The following is an 18,190-nucleotide window of genomic DNA, read 5'->3' as shown; positions in this document are numbered from 1 at the left end:
TACTCAACGCGCCACGAGGATCAACACGGCGAAGGCGAAGGCGGCTACGGCCACCACGATGGTCATGAACAACATCACCCGGGAGAAAGGGAGGGCCTGGTCATTGCGCATCGCGGCTTCCATCTGACCCCAGCGACGATACGACAAGGCGGCCAGCCCGGCCCCGACAAGCGCCAACAGTACACACAGAACCAAGCGCACCGGCGTAGGGGCGATGTTGGGGGCCAGTTGGTCAACCGCAACCGCGCCCGCGAGCAGCGCCAGGGATGTACGGATCCATGCCAGGAAGGTACGTTCGTTGGCCAGCGAAAACCGGTAGTCAGGTGTCTTGCCCGTCCGTCGCCAAGCAGGTTCACGCACGTTGTCTCTCCAGGGTTTTATCGGTGCCGGCAGCTTCCCCACCATATCAGCGGGGGCCTGCGGGCACGGTAAGTTACTGGCATGAGTGTTGACGCTTCCTCCCCCGCCGTTCCGTCCTTCGAATCCCGGGTTTACGGGTCACTTTTGGGAGGGGCGCTGGGTGATTCCCTGGGCTACGAGGTGGAGTTCGATTCCCTTGCCGCCATTCGCGCACGGTTCGGGCCCGCCGGCCTGACCTCGTTTGCCCAGCTCGACGGCGGCAGCCACTTTTCGGACGACACCCAGATGACGCTGTATACGGTTGACGGGCTCGTAGAAGCCCTCGAATGGGCGAACGACGGTGTAGCTGCGGACGAGATTGCCTGCCTCTGGCTCGCCTACCTGCGTTGGCTTGCGACCCAGGATGTCGCCGTTTCGTCCTCCGCTCCAGCGCCGCAGCCCCGGTGGATTGACTCCCAGGACGTGCTGAAGCATCGCCGCGCGCCCGGCAACGCCTGCCTCAGCGGCTTGGCGACCGGCGACATGGGAACAGTAGCCCGGCCCGTCAACCCGGACTCCAAAGGATGCGGCACAGTGATGCGCTCAGCCCCGTTCGGGCTCATCCCCCACATCTCCCGTGAAGCGGTCTACAAGCTCAGCTCCGACGCCGCCTCGTTGACCCACGGACACCCCTCGGCACGGCTCAGTGCGGCCGCCTTCAGCCTGCTGATCCACAACATCGTCGCAGGCAACGACATCCGTACTGCCGCCGTCGACGCCCTTGAGTACGTCAGCGCCGTTCCCACAAAGGCACCGGAGCTCGGCGAAAGGCTGGATGCAGCCCTGCAACTGTCCGCGGAATCCACCACGCTGGGTCCCGAGGAACTGACCGCGGCACTCGGTGAGGGATGGGTGGCTGAGGAAGCACTCGCCGTCGGGCTGTACGCCGTCCTGTCCACGGGTGGCAGTGAACCGGCAGAACATTTCCGCAACGCAATCGCCGTCGCCATCAATCACAGCGGTGACAGTGACTCAACCGGGTCGATCGCGGGCAATATCCTCGGCGCATACTACGGCGAGAAGTGCCTTCCCGCGGATTGGCTGGAGGCTTTGGAAGCACCGGAGGTCATCCGCGGAATGGCCGACCGTCTCCTGGCCGTCACCACCGGCTGAAGGCCGGGGCTAGGTTCTGCGAAGCGTGATGTTGTTGCAGGCCTCGCACACGTCCTCCGGAATGAGGCCGCGGCGCTGCAGGAAACCGAAGATTGCACACCCCAGGCAGAAACCGGCGAATGCCTCCAGCGAGGCCGCAACGATCAGCAGAGCAAGCAGAATCCATGCAGCCGGCTGGAAGCCAGTGAAGAACAGCACGACGGCGGCACTGGTCAAGGCGGCCCCGATGCCTTGGGCGAACCTCTTGGGAGGACCGGCAACCAGCTTGGCATGACCAATCCGCGGAGCCAGGACCTTGACGGACAACAGGGCCAACGGGGAAATCCGCGGACCAAAAAGCACGCGGAGCCAGAAACCTGCGGCGAGGGCAACCAACCCCCAGCCCCAGCCGGTCACCAACGTCACGACAGCGAGCACCACAACAAGCCCAGCCGTAATCCGGGCGGCGTACTCGTTGACGGGATTGGGAAAGGCAAACACGGCACGCCAATCAATTCGGCCGGCAACGGAAGTGTCCGCTGCTTGGCGGGCCGGCGCTTGGGCAAAGCTTGGTTTGGTCATGACCCAAGGCTAGGAGCGCTGCCGGAGCGGCGGGAAGCAATGTTGCGCAGTGTGACCGTTTGGCGGTCAGGCTCCGCCCACCATCTGCAGGAACTCGCCCTCGGAGACTACCTCGATCTGTTGGCCCTTGGCGTGGAGTTCAAGGACCCGCTTTGCCTTGCCCGTGAGCCGGCCGGCGCGGAGGTCCCCGGCAACGAAACCGTCTCCGACAATGAGCACCGTGGTCCGGGCAGTCACACGGCTTTCGGGGCGGGCCCCCATGTCTGCGGCCCGGGACTTGGCTTCCGGCCGTGTAATGGCAAGATCACCGGTGAAAACCACTGTTTGGCCGAAAAGGGGGTGTCCCGGCTCGGCCGCGGGGTTGGGCAGCGGGTTGGGACCCTCCTCCGGCCATGCCGACCAGCCGCTTGGACCGCCCAGGGCCCCTTCCAGAGCACGTTCCAGGGAACTGCCGTTCTTGGCGGCCAACGCCGAGACTGTGGCTTTTGATAAGCCCAACGCGGGATCGAAAGCCGGTTGATGGGGCAGGTTCAGGCCCAGGGAAAGATAGAGTTCGGCGATGCTGTTGGCATTGTTGCGCCGGGCAATGTCCACCAGGATGCCGGCGCACGCGCGGGCGTCCTCGGCTGCGTCGTGGTGGTTTACCAGGGGGACCCCGGCTTCCTCTGCCGCGTACGGCAGGGAATTGGACACCAGGGAATAGCATCGACGCGACAGCATGACGGTGCAGACGTAGTGGTAGGCGGGCCCGGGCAGCCCGGAGACCTCCAAGCCCGAGCGGATCACACCGAGGTCAAAGGCCGCGTTGTGGGCGGCAAGTACGTCCCCACCGATGAATGCCCCAATTTCGGGAAAGAGGTCCCCGAACCGTGGGCGCCCGGCGACGTCTTCAGCACGGATACCGTGGATCCGCGTGTTGTGGAACTCGAAATGATCGTGGTTCTCCGGAGGGCGCATCAGCCATGAGGCTTCTTCCACCACAACTCCGTTGCGGACCTTACTGAGTCCAACTGAACACGGGGAGCCCCTGAAGCCGTTGGCTGTTTCAAAGTCGATCGCCGTAAAGTCCAATGCCACTGGTCAAGATTACAGCGGGAAAAGTCCGCCCCCGCCGATTTGGACGGCGGGGCGGCCATTGCATGGGTGATTGTGGTGACATGCAGCCGTTCCTGCCTACGGAAATTTCCGCGGACTGGCTTCAAGTAGGCTTAATGGGTGATCTTTTCTGCGATAAGCGATATGGCCGTATCCACTTTCGGGGGCGCGGGCCCAGTGCAGCCGGCCATGGCGTCGTTCCTGCCGGACTGGTTGAACCCCGACGTTTTCCTGCGCGATTCACCGCTGGGACCCTGGGTGGTTCTGCTGGTCTGCGCCATCGTCTTCGCCGAGACCGGGTTGCTGGTGGGCTTCTTCCTGCCCGGCGACTCCATGCTCTTCACAGCCGGGTTGCTGGTGTCCACAGGCGCCATTGAGTTCAACCTGTGGGGCATGTGTGGCCTGATCATCGTCGCGGCCATCCTGGGTAACCAGACCGGCTACCTCATCGGAGCGAAAGCCGGCCCCGCGATCTTCAACAAGCCCGATTCCAGGCTGTTCAAGAGGGAAAACGTCGAAAGCGCCCACGCATTCTTCGAGAAGCACGGCGGCAAGGCGTTGATCCTGGCCAGGTTCGTGCCGATTATCCGCACCTTCGTGCCGGTCATCGTGGGCGTGGCCCAGATGGACAAGCGCAAGTTCTTCCTCTTCAACGTCATTGGCGCCGTCCTGTGGGGTGGCGGAGTTACCCTGCTCGGTGCATGGCTTGGCCAGTTCGAGTGGGTCGGCAAGAACATCGACATTATCTTCATAGTCATCGTCCTGATCTCCGTGATTCCGATCCTGATCGAGGTGGGCCGCGGATTCGTCGCCAAACGCAAGGCGGCCGCCCAGGGTACCGATCCGGTGGAGGAATTCATCGACGAGCACGACGGCGGCAAGACCGGCGAGCTGTAAGGCCGCCCGGCGTTCCGCTCAAGCAAGCAAAAAACGAATGGCACCCCGCCGCGCGGGGTGCCATTCGTTTTCGTGTGTACAGGCTTACTTCAGTTGCGGCTCCGACAATGCGTCCACGATGGCAGGCAGCAATGCCCGGAACGCCTGGCCCCGGTGGCTGATGGCGTTCTTTTCCTCGGAGCTGAGTTCGGCGCAGCTGCGGTCCATTCCGGCGGGTTGCAGCACGGGGTCGTAACCGAATCCGCCCTGGCCCCGGGGTTCCCGCAGCAGCGTGCCCTCAAGCTGGCCGTACTCCACGGTTTCGTGGTCGATTCCCTCCGCGCCGGGTACCGCCAACGCAGCAGCGCAGACAAAGGCCGCACCACGGAAGGAATCGGGAACGTCCGAGAGCTGCGCCAACAACAGGTTCAGGTTGGCAATGTCATCGCCGTGCCGCCCAGACCAGCGTGCAGAGAAGATCCCGGGGGCGCCGCCCAGTACGTCCACTGCCAGGCCGGAATCATCGGCAATGGCCACCAGGCCGGTCGCTTCCGCCACCGCGCGGGCCTTCAACAGGGAGTTCTCCGCAAAGGTGACACCTGTTTCGGCGACGTCCGGGGCACCCGCCGCAGCGGCGTCCACCACCTGGGTGTCGACGTCGAGCCCTGGCACCTGGCCCCGAAGGAGTTCGCGCAGTTCCTTCAGTTTGCCCTTGTTGTGGGTGGCTAGCACCAGCCGGGGTCCGCCTGGCTCTACGGCGCTCACGGAGCCTCCGCCAGCGTTTCACGCTGGATGGCCGAGAGCTGCGTGGTGCCCAGCAGGGCGAGGTCCAGGAGGGCGTTGAGTTCGTCGCGATCGAAAGGTGCGCCCTCAGCGGTGCCCTGCACTTCAACGAATTTGCCGGAACCGGTCACCACCACATTCATGTCGGTCTCAGCGCGGACGTCTTCAACGTAGGGCAGGTCCAGCATGGGGACGCCGTCGATGATGCCGACAGAAACGGCCGCGATGGTGTCCACCAGGGGCTCGGCGTTGCGGGCAATGAGCTTGTTCTCCCGGGCGAAGCGGATGGCTTCCGCGAGGGCCACGTAGGCGCCGGTGATCGCAGCCGTACGGGTACCGCCGTCGGCCTGGAGGACGTCGCAGTCCAGGACGATAGTGTTCTCGCCCAGGGCCTTGGTGTCGATGATGGAGCGCAGCGAACGGCCGATGAGGCGCGAGATCTCGTGGGTGCGTCCACCAATCTTGCCCTTCACGGACTCGCGGTCGGATCGGGTGTTGGTGGCACGGGGAAGCATGGCGTACTCGGCCGTAACCCAGCCACGGCCTTCTCCTTTGAGCCAGCGCGGCACGCCCTCAGTGAGCGAAGCGGTGCACAGGACCCGGGTGTTGCCGAACTCGATCAGCGCCGATCCCTCGGCCTGCTTGGACCAGCCGCGGGTGATGCTGATGGGGCGCAGTTGGTCGGGGGTCCGGCCATCGGCGCGGATGACGGGTGTGGCTGTTGCTTCAGAAGTCATGGTCCAAGCTTAGCCAAGCCGACCAGGCCCCCGACGACGGCCCACCTAGATGGTGTAGTGAACCCCTGCGACAGCCACAGCCACGTCTCCGAATACCGGCTTGGCCTCCGAGAGTACTTTGGTCTGCGAGGTCCACACGGGAATGTGCGTCAACAGCAGCCGTTTGGCCCCTGCGTTGGCGGCGGCCTCGCCTGCCCGCTTGCCTGTGAGGTGGACATCCTTGATGTCGTCGTCGCGGCCCTCCTCGAAGGCCGCCTCACAGAGAAACAGATCCGAACCCTTGGCAGCGTCCTCGAGCCCCTGGCAGGAATCAGTGTCCCCGGAGTACGTCAGGACCTTGGTAACCGGAATGCCGTCCTTGCCCGGTTCCGTAGCGGTAACACGCAAGGCGTATGCCTCTTCAACCGGGTGGTTGACGGAATAGGGCGTGACGGTGAAGGGCCCCACAGTTACGGGCTTTTGTTCGGCCCAGTTGGTGAAGTCAAACTCCTCGTGCATCCCAGGGTCCAGGTCCAGCCCATAGGCTGTCGCCATCCGGTCCGCGGTAGCTGCAGGCCCCCACACCGGAAGCCTGTCACGACCCCAACCGCCTGGCTTCCAGCGGACGGCGACATGCAGGCCGCAAAGGTCCATGCAGTGGTCCGGGTGCAGGTGGGTCAGGAAAATCGCGTCAATATCCTCAAGGTCCGTGTAGCGCTGGATCGCGCCCAGGGCTCCACTGCCGAGGTCCATGACAATTTTCCACTCACGTTCGCCATCGTGAGCCGTCACCAGGTAACAGGACGCGGGCGAACCGGGGCCCGGGAAAGATCCGGTGCACCCCACGATCGTCAACTTCACAGGCCACGTCCCATGGCCGCAGCCGAGCCGAAGGCAGCGTTGCCCTCTGGCTGGACGAAGTAGGAACGTCGCGACAACCCGGATCCCGATCGGGCAGCTTCCAGCATCTCGGGGGTAATCCGGGCCAGGCTCCCCGTGGGGTACTGGGCAGCCACATGGTCAACGTGCTTGACGGAAAGAACCTCGGGTCCCAGGAAGCGGCGGGCCAGGGTTTCGAAATGTGCCGCATCCCCCGTGGCGATGAACTCGTGGCTGGGCGCTGCAGGCTCCGTCCGTTGGATACCGTGGTTGGCCAACGCACGGTAGACATCCTTGGCCGTCTCTTCGGCGCTGGAAACGAGCGTCACGTCTTCGCCCATGACGAACGAGATGACCCCGGTCAGCAGGGGGTAGTGCGTGCACCCCAGGACAACGGTGTCCACGTCGGCGGCTTTGAGCGGCTGCAGATACTCGTTGGCAGCCGACAGAAGATCCGGGCCGGTGGTGATTCCGGCTTCCACGAATTCAACGAATGCCGGGCAGGCCGCGGACGTGATGGTCAGGTCCGGTGCAGCAGCGAACGTGTCCTCGTAGGCCCGGGAACCAACCGTAGCGGAGGTGCCAATAACGCCGATCCTGCCGGAGCGTGTGGCTGAAACGGCGCGGCGGACGGCCGGCTGGATGACCTCGATAACAGGAATACCGTAGCGGGCCGTGTAGCGTTCACGGGCATCCCGGAGCACGGCAGCCGACGCGGAATTGCACGCAATGGTGAGCAACTTGACGCCGGAGTCCACCAGCTCGTCCATGACGCCCAGGGCGTTGGCCCGCACTTCGGCTATCGGAAGCGGGCCGTAGGGGCCGTTGGCGGTGTCCCCCACATAGAGGATCGACTCATTGGGGAGCTGGTCAATGATGGACCGAGCTACCGTCAGCCCGCCAACTCCCGAGTCGAAAATACCGATCGGGCGCGCCCCCACGATTTCCCCGTCACTGAGGTGGCCGCCACTGGCTGAAGCGCCGCTTGGTGAACTGCCCGATGCTGAAGTCATAATTATTCGAGAATAAGGCTTCCCATGGCGTCCGGCCATTACCTGTGGTCTCCGCCTCGTGTCTGATGTGTCACAAGGCGGCAGCACCAACCCACGGGGCGGATCAGGATTTCGCCTGCCTGGCGGAGATCATGGCCTGCACCAGGGACTCCTGGAGCCACGTCGTGAAGTTGTAGACCAACGCCAAGTAGCTCTCAACGTCCTCCGCCTGGCTCCAGTCCTGCATGCTGTGGATGTGTTCCGCGTCAGCTTCATCGCGGATGTCCAGGCGTTCAGACAGGACGAGCCGCACATCGTTCAGCGCCATGGACCAGCGGGTGGCGTCTTCAAGGCTCAGGACCAGTTCGTCCTTGTCCAGTCCCATGGCGGTGGCCCGCAGGGCACCGACCTTGCTTTCCCGGACAGAGCGTTCGGTGAGCTGGCGGAACTCCAGCGAGCCGTCGTCGTCGTCCTTCAGGACGTTGGGCAGGAGCCGCAGAAGGGCACGGTCGCTCGGCTTCTTGACGTCCATATCCAAGCCGATCAAGGCCGCCAGCGGGTCCTCATTGTCCCGGGCATCGGAGTCCAGCATGGAGATGACGTCGTCCAACAATCCGCGCAGGAGGTCCCGCTCGGCCGGCTCCAGGTATCCGGTGATGCCCTTGAGTCCAAACTTGAATGCCTTAGCCACGCTGGCGGCCGCCCTTTCCGGGTGTCTCATTGCCGCTCGCGGCCTTTTCCACGGTGGCCCAGAGACCAAATCCGTGCATTGCTACGGCGTGCTGCTCAACTTGTTCCTTGCTGCCGTGGGCAACAATGGACCGGCCCTTCTTGTGGACCTCCATCATCAGTTTGTGCGCCTTGGACTCCGAATAGCCGAAGTAACTCTGGAACACGTAGCTCACGTAGCTCATCAGGTTGACGGGATCATTCCAGATCACAAGGTTCCACGGGATATCAGGGGCGGTCAGGACACCGGTGGACGACTGCTCCGCAGTTTCCGTCCGCTCATCGATGTCCGTGCCAAACGCAACGCTAGGGCTCATCTGTCCATTCTATGGCGGCTCGCACTAGAGTGAATTCGTGAGTAGAGCCACGTCGTGGGACCACCCCGCAACTTCCTTGTACACAGACCACTACGAACTGACCATGCTTCAGGCAGCCTTGCACTCCGGGGCCGCGCATCGCCGATCAGTGTTCGAAGCCTTCGCCCGGCGGCTGCCTGACGGTCGCCGCTACGGCGTGGTGGGAGGCACTGGACGATTGCTGGAGGGCATCGCCAACTTCCGGTTCGGCAACGACGAACTGGAGTTCCTGGAGCAAAACAACGTGGTCAACCGGGAAACCCTAGATTACCTCGCAAATTACAAGTTCAGCGGCGATATCTGGGGCTACGCCGAAGGCGACGCCTACTTCCCCAACTCCCCCATCCTCATCGTCGAATCAACGTTTGCTGAAGCCTGCATCCTGGAAACGTTCATCCTCTCGGTCCTGAACCATGACAGCGCCATCGCCTCCGCTGCCTCGAGGATGACCTCTGCCGCCGGCACCCGCCCGTGCATCGAGATGGGCTCCCGGCGCACCCAGGAGGAATCCGCGACGGCGGCCGCCAGGGCCGCTGTGATTGCCGGCTTTGCCAGCACCTCCAACCTGGAAGCCGGACGCCGCTACGGCATCAAGACCGTGGGCACTGCTGCCCACTCCTTCACGCTCCTGCACGACACGGAGCGGGAGGCCTTTGAAGCCCAAATTGCAACTTTTGGCCCGGGTACCTCGCTGCTCGTCGACACGTACGACGTCGAAGCAGCCGTCCGGACCGCCGTCGACCTCGCCGGTGACAAGTTGGGCGCGGTGCGCCTGGATTCGGGCGACCTCGTCGCCCAGGCACAGTGGGTCCGGCAGTTGCTCGATGACCTGGGCAACGTCAACACACGCATTGTGGTGACCTCGGACCTCGACGAATTCGCCATCGCGGCCCTGCAGTCCGCCCCCGTGGACTCCTACGGCGTGGGTACGTCGTTGGTCACCGGTTCCGGCGCACCGACGGCCAGCATGGTCTACAAACTGGTGAGCCGGACCAACGACGACGGCGAATTCATCCCGGTGGCCAAGGCAGCAAAGAACAAGGTCAGCGTCGGGGGCCGTAAATACGCCCTTCGCAAGCTCAACGAACGCGGCAAGGCAACCCACGAAATCGTGGGGATCGGCCACCGTCCAGAGGACGACGGCAACGACCGCCAATTGCTCCAGCAGTTCGTCAAGAACGGCGAGGTCCTTCCCGGCTGGACCGGACCGGAAGGCGTCGTCCGTGCCAAGGAACGGCACGCCGCAACCATGGCTGAGCTACCCGCCGTCGTCAACCGGCTGCAGCGTGGCGAGCCCGCCATTCCCACTGTCTACGAGGAGAACTGATGTCCAGGGCACTGATCATCGTCGATGTCCAGAACGACTTCTGCGAGGGTGGCACCCTTGCAGTTGAGGGAGGCGCAGCCGTAGCCGGCGCCATCACCGAATACGTCGATGCCAACCAGCATCTCTTCGATCACATCGTTGCAACCCAGGACTGGCACATCGAGCCGGGCGCCCACTTCTCGGACGAGCCCGACATGGTCGATTCGTGGCCTCCGCACTGCCGGGCAAGGACCAAAGGGGCTGAGCTCCACGAGGACCTGGACCCCGAGTACATCCAGGCCTATTTTCGCAAAGGGCAGTTCACCGCTGCCTACTCCGGCTTCGAAGGCATCCTGGCGCCCGAAGACGACGTTCCCTCCGGCGACCTCAAAGCAGGGGCCGCGGTGCCCGAAGTCCTGGATGAAGAGGCCATCGGCCTGGACGACTGGCTGCAGAGCCACGACGTGGAGGAAGTGGTGGTGGTAGGCATTGCGACCGACTACTGCGTCAAGTCCACGGCCTTGGACGCTGTCCAGGCCGGATACAGCACCACAGTCATCGCGGACCTCACGGCCGGCATTGCCGAGGACCTCACCGAGGCATTCGAGGAGATGGAAGCAGCCGGCGTCGAGGTTGAACACAACTGACCTGGACGCCATGAATGCCAAAGGGCGCCGCAACCGCGGCGCCCTTTGGCATACGTGCTGAAACGTGGGCCGGCTACTTCCGGCCTATGAACCAGTCCTGGAGTTTACGCAGGCGTGCCTGCAACTGCTCCTCATTGGCCTGGGCCACAGCCGGGCCACCGCACACTTCCCGCAGCTTGGTGTGGACCACTCCGTGCGGCGTTCCTGTACGGGCGGACCACGCGGCCACGTTCTTGGCCAGTTCGTTCCTCAGGTCCATGAGCATGCGGTGGTCGGCGATCGCCGGCGACGCGGCTGCCGCCAAGGGTGATTGCCGTTTCTTCCGCGACTGCTGTTCGTGTTGGCGCTGGCGCAGCAACGTGCCCACCTGCTCGGCGTCTAGAAGCCCCGGTATGCCCAGGAAGTCCAGCTCTTCATCGGAACCGATGTCGGCCCCCGTACCGAACTCGCCGCCGTCGAACAGGACACGGTCAAAGGAGGCCTGCGAGTCCAGCGCTTCGAATTTACCCTTGGTGAGCTCGTCCGAGGCCTTGTCTTCCCGGTTTGCTTCAGCCATGAGGTTCTCCTCGGGGCTGAAGAGTCCGTCGTCGTCCTTCTCCGGACGGTCAAGGGCGTGGTCGCGCTCCGCTTCCATGGTGTTGGCAAGGATCATCAAAGGGGGCACCGAAGGCAGGAATACCGACGCCGTTTCGCCCCTTTTGCGGGCACGCACGAAGCGGCCCACGGCCTGGGCGAAAAACAGCGGGGTGGACGTCGAGGTGGCGTAGACACCCACCGACAGGCGCGGAACGTCCACGCCTTCGGACACCATCCGAACGGCAACCATCCAGCGCTTGTCCCCTGCAGAGAACTCTTCAATCTTGCTGGAAGCCTTGGAATCGTCAGAAAGAATCACTGTGGGCGACTGCCCCGTGATCTTCTTCAACTGTCCCGCATAGGCGCGGGCGTCGTCGTGGTCCGTAGCGATCACCAGGCCACCAGCGTCCGGAACCGTCCGCCGGACCTCGCTCAGGCGCTTGTCCGCGGCAGCCAGGACAGCCGGGATCCATTCGCCAGTAGGGTTCAGGGCCGTTCGCCAGGCCTGGGACGTAATGTCCTTGGTCACGGCGGCTTCGCCCAGCGAGGCCGCCATCTCGTCACCGGCGCTGGTCCGCCAACGCATCTGGCCCGAGTAAGCCATGAACAGGACGGGACGAACCACGTGGTCCCGCAGCGCGTTGCCGTAACCATAGGTGTAGTCGGCCTTGGAACGGCGAATGCCATCACGGTCCTCGGCGTATTCGACGAAGGGAATGGGAGAGGTATCCGAGCGGAACGGCGTACCCGTCAGGGACAACCGCCTCGTTGCAGGATCGAACGCCTCGCGGAGACCATCACCCCAGGACAAAGCTTCACCACCGTGGTGGATCTCATCAAGGATCACCAAGGTGCGGGCAGCTTCAGTCTTCGCTCGATGCAGCATCGGCTTGCTGGCTACCTGGGCGTAGGTGACGGCCACCCCAACGAACCCACGGCCGTGCTGCCCGTCGGAATTCTTGAAGTTGGGGTCGATGGCAATTCCGACCTTGGCTGCAGCGTCCGCCCACTGCCTTTTCAAGTGATCCGTGGGCGCCACGATGGTCACGCGGTTGACCACCCCGCTGTCCAGCAGCGTGGTGGCGATGCGCAGCGCAAAGGTGGTCTTACCTGCACCGGGCGTTGCCACGGCAAGGAAGTCCTTGGGATTGCGCGTCATGTAGAGGTCAAGTGCCTCCTGCTGCCAGGCACGAAGCTTAGGCGCGGTACCCCAGGCGGCGCGCTCCGGGTACGCGGGAGGCAGCGAGGGGCCACCAAAGAGTGTTTCGGTCATGCTGGTTTCCCCCGCAAGCTGGCAGCGTCAGCGACGCCCTGCTTTCCGGACACGCCGCAGCGGTCCGGAAAGCGGTAACGATCAGATTGGGCCTGTGTTTGCTTCCTGCCCACTACTTGGAGTTGTCCGGGCCGCCGTTTTTTCCACCGTCGTTGCCGGGGCGGAGGCCTTCGTAAATCTCCTTGCACTCCGGGCAGACCGGGAACTTCTGGGGATCGCGCCCTGGCGTCCACACCTTGCCGCACAAAGCGATCACAGGTTCACCGGTCAACGCCGATTCCATGATCTTTTCCTTGCGGACGTAGTGCGAAAACCGCTCACGGTCGCCGGGCTCCACTTCCTGGCGCGTTTCCTCGCGCTCAATGGTGGCAGTGGACGTTCCGGCTCCGGAAAGCTCGCGCATGGGGTCGTTTTCGAATGGATCCGGAGGAAGCGTAGTCATGCCAAACATCTTACCGTCTACAGCCCCTGCCACTCCGGCTTGTTGTCGTAAGTGTGCCGATAGTAGTCAGCCAATTTGAGTGAGGAAGCAGCAGCCTCGTCCACCAGGATGGTCGCGTGCGGATGCATCTGGAGGATGGAAGCAGCACATATGGCGGCAACAGGGCCTTCGACGAAGTCACGGACGGCCTGCGCCTTTTGGGCACCGGTGGCCACCAGGACTACGTGCCGGGCATCCATGATGGTTCCAAGGCCTTGTGTCACTACGTGGTGGGGAACGTCGTCGATGCTGTCGAAGAAGCGTGCGTTGTCCTTGCGTGTCTGCTCAATCAAGGTTTTGATGCGGGTACGCGAAGCCAACGAAGAACCCGGCTCATTGAAACCGATGTGGCCGTCCGTTCCGACGCCGAGGATCTGCAGGTCCACTCCGCCCACGGCCTTGATCGCGTCCTCGTACGCCTGGCACGCCGCTTCAAGATCGTCGGCGGCACCATCGGGACCATGGACGTTTTCCGGCTTGATGTTCACGCGGTTGGTGAACTCGCGGCGGATCACTTCCCGGTAGGACTCAGGATGGCCGGCTTTGAGGCCCACGTACTCATCCAAAGCGAAACCGTGGGCTTGGCTGAAGTCCAGTCCCCCGGCTTCGTAACGGCTCGCCAGTTCGTCATAGACGGGCAATGGCGAAGAGCCTGTTGCCAAGCCCAGCACTGCGTTCGGCTTACGGCGCACCAGCGCCTCGATGGCGTCGGCAGCGAGCGCACCGATCTGCTTGGTGCCAGGGAGAATGACAACTTCCATCGTCACGCCTTTCTACTTATGGGTTCTCAAAGTATCTTTCACAGAGGTTATCCCATGTCCCATCTGTGGGCATGGATATTACGGAATCAGCGATTAACGCTGAGCTGGGCGAACATTTCCGGCCCGCGCGCGTCCAACCATTTTCCGCCCAGGCGCACGCCAAGAACGAAGAGGACCAGCCCCAACAACGGCCCCACCGCCAGGTTGATCCAGCCCGCTTCGGGCCCACCGCTGAAAGCCTGGACAGCCACCAGCGCCAGTTCAGGCACCAGCAGGAGGGCAAGAAGTCCCATACCCACTGCCTGCACAGCCAGGGTCTGGGCAACGTTTCCTGGTGGCTTCTTGAAGGGGCTGTCTCCCGGCAACGGAACCGCAATGTTGTAGCGGGCCGAAATCACGGAAGCAAGACCCAGACCGGTGAAGAGCGTCCCCAGCGACAAGCCCAAAAGGTTCGGCAACCAGTGCCAATCCCCCGTGACGAACAACGGGGCAACCGTGAACAGCAAGACGACGGGAAGCGAGATGGCCAGGCAAGCCAGCGCACGCCCCAGCCGATCATCAAGGCCGCGGACCCCAGCTGCTAGATGGAGGGCGAAAGCCGTGTTGTCATACGAGACATCAGCGCAAATTGACCACGCCATGGTGAACGCCGTCAACGGTCCGAGGATCATGAGCAGGCCGTAGCCGCCGCTTTGGGACCCGGCAAAAAAGAACAGGACCGGGAACATTGGGACAATCACCAGGGATGCCGCGTACCTGGGATCCTTGAACCAATAGATCAAGGCCCGGGCTGCTACCGCGCCTGCCGGCGTCCCTGGCAGAAGGCCGAACAGTCCAAGTTTTCCGCCCTTCTTCGCCGAACCGCCGGAGTACGGCGGAGTGACCAACGCGCGTTGCAGCAACAGGTGCCAGCAAAAGAGCAGGGCAACAATGGTAGCAACCGAGATCAGGACCTTGACGGCCGCAGCAACAACATCGCCTGCCGCAAGGTCTCCACCCAAGGACCACGGGGCGCCAAAAGGTGTCCAGGACACGGTGCGGGCCAGGGCTGGAAGATACTCCGCGCTTCCCCGGACGCCATCCACCACTCCCGCCATGATCGGGCCAAGCAGGACAAGTGGGATGAACACGATAATGCTGCTGACGTCCTTGAAACGCCGCGAGGATGCCAGGCCGGCGGTGGCCGTAGTGACCACCTTGGACAGCACCACGCAGGTAACAGCACCAAGGACAGCGCCAAGCAGCGCCCCTGATACGGCCGGGACGCTCCTCCACCAGGTCCCGACCGTTCCCAGGGCCGCGATCAACGTGGCCAGCCCAGGAATGCCTATGAACCCTGCAAGCGCCAGGCCCGTCAGCAGTTGCCGTGGCGGAATCGCAAAAGTCGTGAAGCGGGCGGGATCCAGCGTCATGTCAGCTGCCGAAGCGACCAGCGGAATGATGGCCCACCCCAGTACGGTTACCGCGCCACCCAGCACAACCACGGTGTGCGCGATCCCGGCGTCGGCCCAGCGCAGGGCCACCAATCCACCCACAAGGAGGGTCAGGACACCCAGTGCATAGAGCAAACCGAGGGCCATGCCCACCAGCTGCCAAGGACTGCGCTTGAAGCCGTTCAGCAGCAACCGCCACTTCAGGTTCAGAAGGTGCGCAACCATTCCAAGCCCTCCGTCCGGTGTCCGCCGCCCACCAACTGAACGAAACGCTCCTCCAACGTGGAACCACCACGGACCTCGTCCACGGAACCGGCCGCCAGCACCCGTCCTCCGGCAACGACGGCGACGTGGCTGCACATGCGCTGCACGAGGTCCATCACGTGGCTGGAGACGATGACAGTGCCGCCGGATGCGACGTAACTTTCCAGGATGCCGCGGATGTTTGCGGCTGAAACGGGGTCCACCGATTCGAATGGCTCGTCAAGGACAAGAAGTCGCGGGGCATGGATGAGCGCCGAGGCCAAGGCGATTTTCTTCGTCATGCCGGCTGAGTAGTCGACCACCAACGTGCCGGCGTCTGACTGGAGATCAAGGGCAGCAAGCAACTCGGTGACACGGGCGCCGACGACGTCCCGGTCCATACCGCGCAGCAGCCCCGAATAGGTCACCAACTGCTCGCCTGTGAGGCGGTCGAACAAACGCACACCATCAGGAAGGACACCCATGAGCTTCTTGGCCTCAAGGGGTTTGGCCCAGACATCCACCCCGTGCACGAATGCCGTACCGAAGTCGGGCCGGAGCAAACCGGTGGCCATGGACAGGGTGGTGGTCTTGCCAGCCCCGTTCGGACCGACCATTCCATAGAACGAGCCCGCAGGGACCTCCAGGCTCACGCCGTCCACGGCAATCTTTTCGCCGAACCGCTTGGCGAGGCCCTGGATGGAGAGCGCGGCAATGGCGCCTCCATCGGGGGAACCACCTGGTGCCGGCGGCGTAGCGTCGGCCTGGGCTGGTCGGTTTACGGGCGGCTCGGGTGCTTGCGGTGGTGTGGACATGGGTTCATGGCGTGGTTCCGTCATGTGACCAGCCTAACCTCGCTGGTGTGTACCTGCCCGGACGTCCTAGAAGCCGTGGCGGGGCACAGCGCGCTGGTATTGCGGCACCCATGGGATGTCATGTCCAAGTTCATATGCCGCCCGGAGCCACCAGTGTGGGTCCCGCAGTGCAGCACGGGCCATGAAGACGGCATCCGCACGCCCGTTGGCCACGATGTCTTCGACCTGGGCGGGGCTGGTAAGTAAGCCGACTGCCGCGGTGGGCACACCGGCGTCGCGCTTTATTTGCTCGGCGAACCCTGCTTGGTATCCAGGAGCAACCGTGATTTTCTGGTGGGCAACGGCACCTCCGCTGGACACATCCACCAGGTCCACTCCACGCTCAGCCGCAGCGCGGGCCAGACGGACCGACGCTTGGACGTCCACTCCCCCTTCTGCCCAATCCGAAGCTGATATCCGCAGCAAAAGCGGCATCGACTCCGGAATGACCTTCCGGACGGCGTCCACCACGGTGAGCATCAGCCTGTTCCTGCCATCTTCGTCACCACCCCACCGATCGGTCCGGGTGTTGATCAGCGGGCTCTGGAACTGGTGCAGCAGGTAGCCATGGGCGCCGTGGATCTCGACGGTGTCGAACCCTGCGGCAACGGCGCGGGAAGCTGCGGAAGCGAAATCCGCCACCACTTGTGAAATGTCGGCTTCGCTCATGGCAGCCGGCGCGGCATATCCATCAAACGCATCCGTGGTCGGCCCAACGGTGGCCCAACCGCCGTCGGACACTGCAACTGATCCCGAACGGCCCGAGAAAGGCCAATAGGTTGATGCCTTGCGGCCCGCATGGGCCAGCTGGGCCCCGATCCTGCAGTCCACGGCGCCGTTTTGGTGCACAAAACGGACGATCCGTTCCCAACCCGCCGCTTGTTCATCGGAGTACAGGGCGGCGTCCAAGGGACTGATCCTGCCCTCCGCGTTCACCGCAGCGGCCTCGCTCATGATCAAACCGGCACCGCCCACAGCGAAAGAACCGAGGTGCATCAGATGCCAATCGTTGGGGACTCCTTCCCCGGTTTCGGGATGGCAGCTGTATTGGCACATGGGCGAAACCCAGCCCCGGTGCGGGACCGTGAGTGAACGCAGCTGCAGCGGGGTGAACAGTGCGGACGGCACTAGAAGAGCACCCTGGCGAGGCCTTGGCGGGCCTTGGCGACCCTTTCGTCCTGCGTCCCGACAACTTCGAAGAGTTCCAGAAGGCGAACCCTCGCCGCCTCGCGCTCCGATCCGAAATTACGGCCAATGAAGGTAATGATGCGGTTGAAAGCGTCCTCGATGTGGCCGCCGGAAACATCAAGGTCGGCCACACCAAGCTGGGCTTCGATGTTGTCCGGTTCCTGGGCAGCCAGGTCGCGGAGCTTTTCAGCGTCGGGAGCAGACAGGCTCTCCAACCGTGCCATGAGGTCCACTTGGGCCAATCCGGCTTTGGCGTCGGCGTCGGCGGGTTGTTCCAGGAGAGCCTGCTTGTAGGCCGCAGCCGCACCCGCGTAGTCGCCTGCCTCAATGGCATCGATCGCTGCCTGGTGGAGCGGCGGAAGCGCTTCGGGTTCGTCCGTCCCTTCAGTCGGGGCGGAGTCGCCGATGCTGCCGGTAACGCCGTTGGCCGCAGCGACCTTCAGGAGTTCTTCAACAAGGTCCCGGATCTGCGCATCATCTGCGGGTCCTTGGAAGAGCGGAACCGGCTGGCCCTTGATGACCGCTACTGCGGTGGGCACAGCCTGGACCTGGAACGCTTGTGCAAGCTGGGGAAAGGCATCAACATCGGCGGCAGCGAGCACCAGGCGACCACCATAGCTTTCAACAACCCGTTCGGAGGCCTCAAGGACAGCGGGTGATTCTGCCGCATAGCGGGACCAGAGAAGGAACAGCACAGGGATCTGGGCGGAAAGCTGCACCAGGTCCTGGAAATTTGTTTCGGTGGCTTCCACACGCAGCGGGGCCTTACCGGACCCGCCTTCGCCGGGGGTGCCCCCATCCGGTGACGCGGAAGCAGGCGGCGCGGGTGGCGCTGGCGGGCGGCGCAACGACGAAAGGTCTACTGCACCACGAAGGTTGAGCTGGCTGGCAGCGGCTGGAGTGGGTCGGTATCCGGGCGAACTCATACC

Annotated in this window: 20 protein-coding genes; 4 read left to right on the top strand and 16 right to left on the bottom strand. The window is 63.5% G+C overall.

Annotated features, from left to right (window positions below; genetic code table 11):
• Window positions 1-3: 3 nt before the first annotated feature.
• On the bottom strand, window positions 4-360 hold the full coding sequence (locus tag ABHM97_RS08975; RefSeq protein WP_175538584.1) for a YidH family protein: 357 nt from the start codon (window positions 358-360) through the stop codon (window positions 4-6).
• A gap of 81 nt (window positions 361-441) precedes the next feature.
• Between ABHM97_RS08975 and ABHM97_RS08970 the strand changes: the two genes are divergently transcribed.
• Window positions 442-1,512, top strand: a complete 1,071-nt coding sequence (locus tag ABHM97_RS08970; RefSeq protein ID WP_349470368.1) for an ADP-ribosylglycohydrolase family protein — start codon at window positions 442-444, stop codon at window positions 1,510-1,512.
• Between the two features lie 9 nt (window positions 1,513-1,521).
• Here the strand turns inward: ABHM97_RS08970 and ABHM97_RS08965 are convergent, their stop codons facing one another.
• Together ABHM97_RS08965 and ABHM97_RS08960 are read right to left on the bottom strand one after the other, a co-directional pair.
• Window positions 1,522-2,073 carry a DUF4395 domain-containing protein gene (locus ABHM97_RS08965; protein ID WP_235521580.1) on the bottom strand — a complete coding sequence of 184 codons (552 nt, stop codon included), beginning with the start codon at window positions 2,071-2,073 and terminating at the stop codon, window positions 1,522-1,524.
• A gap of 66 nt (window positions 2,074-2,139) precedes the next feature.
• Window positions 2,140-3,150, bottom strand: a complete 1,011-nt coding sequence (locus ABHM97_RS08960) for a 3'-5' exonuclease (protein WP_235521581.1) — start codon at window positions 3,148-3,150, stop codon at window positions 2,140-2,142.
• A gap of 153 nt (window positions 3,151-3,303) precedes the next feature.
• Between ABHM97_RS08960 and ABHM97_RS08955 the strand changes: the two genes are divergently transcribed.
• Window positions 3,304-4,065 (top strand): DedA family protein, encoded by a 762-nt coding sequence (locus ABHM97_RS08955; protein ID WP_235521629.1) that lies wholly within the window; start codon window positions 3,304-3,306, stop codon window positions 4,063-4,065.
• Window positions 4,066-4,149: 84 nt separating this feature from the next.
• Here ABHM97_RS08955 and rdgB read toward each other — a convergent pair whose 3' ends face one another.
• The 6 genes from rdgB to clpS form a co-directional block, all read right to left on the bottom strand.
• Window positions 4,150-4,809: an RdgB/HAM1 family non-canonical purine NTP pyrophosphatase gene (rdgB, locus tag ABHM97_RS08950; protein WP_235521582.1), complete on the bottom strand. Its 660-nt coding sequence runs from the start codon at window positions 4,807-4,809 to the stop codon at window positions 4,150-4,152.
• Window positions 4,806-5,564 carry a ribonuclease PH gene (gene rph / locus ABHM97_RS08945; RefSeq protein WP_011775233.1) on the bottom strand — a complete coding sequence of 253 codons (759 nt, stop codon included), beginning with the start codon at window positions 5,562-5,564 and terminating at the stop codon, window positions 4,806-4,808. Before rph ends, rdgB begins: the two co-directional genes overlap by 4 nt.
• Before the next feature lie 45 nt (window positions 5,565-5,609).
• Window positions 5,610-6,404 (bottom strand): MBL fold metallo-hydrolase, encoded by a 795-nt coding sequence (locus tag ABHM97_RS08940; protein ID WP_235521583.1) that lies wholly within the window; start codon window positions 6,402-6,404, stop codon window positions 5,610-5,612.
• Window positions 6,401-7,435 (bottom strand): glutamate racemase, encoded by a 1,035-nt coding sequence (murI, locus tag ABHM97_RS08935; RefSeq protein ID WP_349470367.1) that lies wholly within the window; start codon window positions 7,433-7,435, stop codon window positions 6,401-6,403. The genes ABHM97_RS08940 and murI overlap by 4 nt, the downstream gene beginning before the upstream one ends.
• Before the next feature lie 103 nt (window positions 7,436-7,538).
• Window positions 7,539-8,105: a DUF2017 domain-containing protein gene (locus tag ABHM97_RS08930; protein WP_349470366.1), complete on the bottom strand. Its 567-nt coding sequence runs from the start codon at window positions 8,103-8,105 to the stop codon at window positions 7,539-7,541.
• Entirely contained in the window at window positions 8,098-8,460 is a 363-nt protein-coding gene (clpS, locus tag ABHM97_RS08925; protein ID WP_235521586.1) for an ATP-dependent Clp protease adapter ClpS, read from the bottom strand. The genes ABHM97_RS08930 and clpS overlap by 8 nt, the downstream gene beginning before the upstream one ends.
• Window positions 8,461-8,497: 37 nt before the next feature.
• Between clpS and ABHM97_RS08920 the strand changes: the two genes are divergently transcribed.
• Both ABHM97_RS08920 and ABHM97_RS08915 read left to right on the top strand, forming a co-directional pair.
• On the top strand, window positions 8,498-9,826 hold the full coding sequence (locus ABHM97_RS08920; RefSeq protein ID WP_349470364.1) for a nicotinate phosphoribosyltransferase: 1,329 nt from the start codon (window positions 8,498-8,500) through the stop codon (window positions 9,824-9,826).
• Complete coding sequence (locus ABHM97_RS08915; RefSeq protein WP_349470363.1) at window positions 9,826-10,452, top strand: isochorismatase family protein; 627 nt, start codon at window positions 9,826-9,828, stop codon at window positions 10,450-10,452. The genes ABHM97_RS08920 and ABHM97_RS08915 overlap by 1 nt, the downstream gene beginning before the upstream one ends.
• A gap of 73 nt (window positions 10,453-10,525) precedes the next feature.
• Here the strand turns inward: ABHM97_RS08915 and ABHM97_RS08910 are convergent, their stop codons facing one another.
• The 7 genes from ABHM97_RS08910 to ABHM97_RS08880 form a co-directional block, all read right to left on the bottom strand.
• Entirely contained in the window at window positions 10,526-12,301 is a 1,776-nt protein-coding gene (locus ABHM97_RS08910; protein ID WP_349470362.1) for a DEAD/DEAH box helicase, read from the bottom strand.
• A gap of 112 nt (window positions 12,302-12,413) precedes the next feature.
• Window positions 12,414-12,752 (bottom strand): DUF3039 domain-containing protein, encoded by a 339-nt coding sequence (locus ABHM97_RS08905; protein ID WP_211711563.1) that lies wholly within the window; start codon window positions 12,750-12,752, stop codon window positions 12,414-12,416.
• An 8-nt stretch (window positions 12,753-12,760) separates the two neighbouring features.
• Window positions 12,761-13,543 (bottom strand): glucosamine-6-phosphate deaminase, encoded by a 783-nt coding sequence (gene nagB / locus ABHM97_RS08900; RefSeq protein WP_257369127.1) that lies wholly within the window; start codon window positions 13,541-13,543, stop codon window positions 12,761-12,763.
• A gap of 86 nt (window positions 13,544-13,629) precedes the next feature.
• The gene (locus ABHM97_RS08895) at window positions 13,630-15,201 is read right to left on the bottom strand and encodes a transporter (RefSeq protein WP_235521591.1); all 1,572 of its coding nucleotides are present in this window, start codon (window positions 15,199-15,201) and stop codon (window positions 13,630-13,632) included.
• Complete coding sequence (locus ABHM97_RS08890) at window positions 15,183-16,034, bottom strand: ABC transporter ATP-binding protein (RefSeq protein ID WP_502921278.1); 852 nt, start codon at window positions 16,032-16,034, stop codon at window positions 15,183-15,185. Before ABHM97_RS08890 ends, ABHM97_RS08895 begins: the two co-directional genes overlap by 19 nt.
• A gap of 66 nt (window positions 16,035-16,100) precedes the next feature.
• The gene (locus ABHM97_RS08885; RefSeq protein ID WP_349470360.1) at window positions 16,101-17,201 is read right to left on the bottom strand and encodes an NADH:flavin oxidoreductase/NADH oxidase; all 1,101 of its coding nucleotides are present in this window, start codon (window positions 17,199-17,201) and stop codon (window positions 16,101-16,103) included.
• Window positions 17,201-18,187, bottom strand: a complete 987-nt coding sequence (locus ABHM97_RS08880; RefSeq protein WP_349470359.1) for a tetratricopeptide repeat protein — start codon at window positions 18,185-18,187, stop codon at window positions 17,201-17,203. Before ABHM97_RS08880 ends, ABHM97_RS08885 begins: the two co-directional genes overlap by 1 nt.
• Window positions 18,188-18,190: the final 3 nt, after the last annotated feature.

The sequence above is a fragment of the Paenarthrobacter sp. CAP02 genome (genome assembly GCF_040137855.1).
Lineage (GTDB): Bacteria > Actinomycetota > Actinomycetes > Actinomycetales > Micrococcaceae > Arthrobacter.
This window is presented reverse-complemented; position numbering and strand designations above follow the sequence as displayed.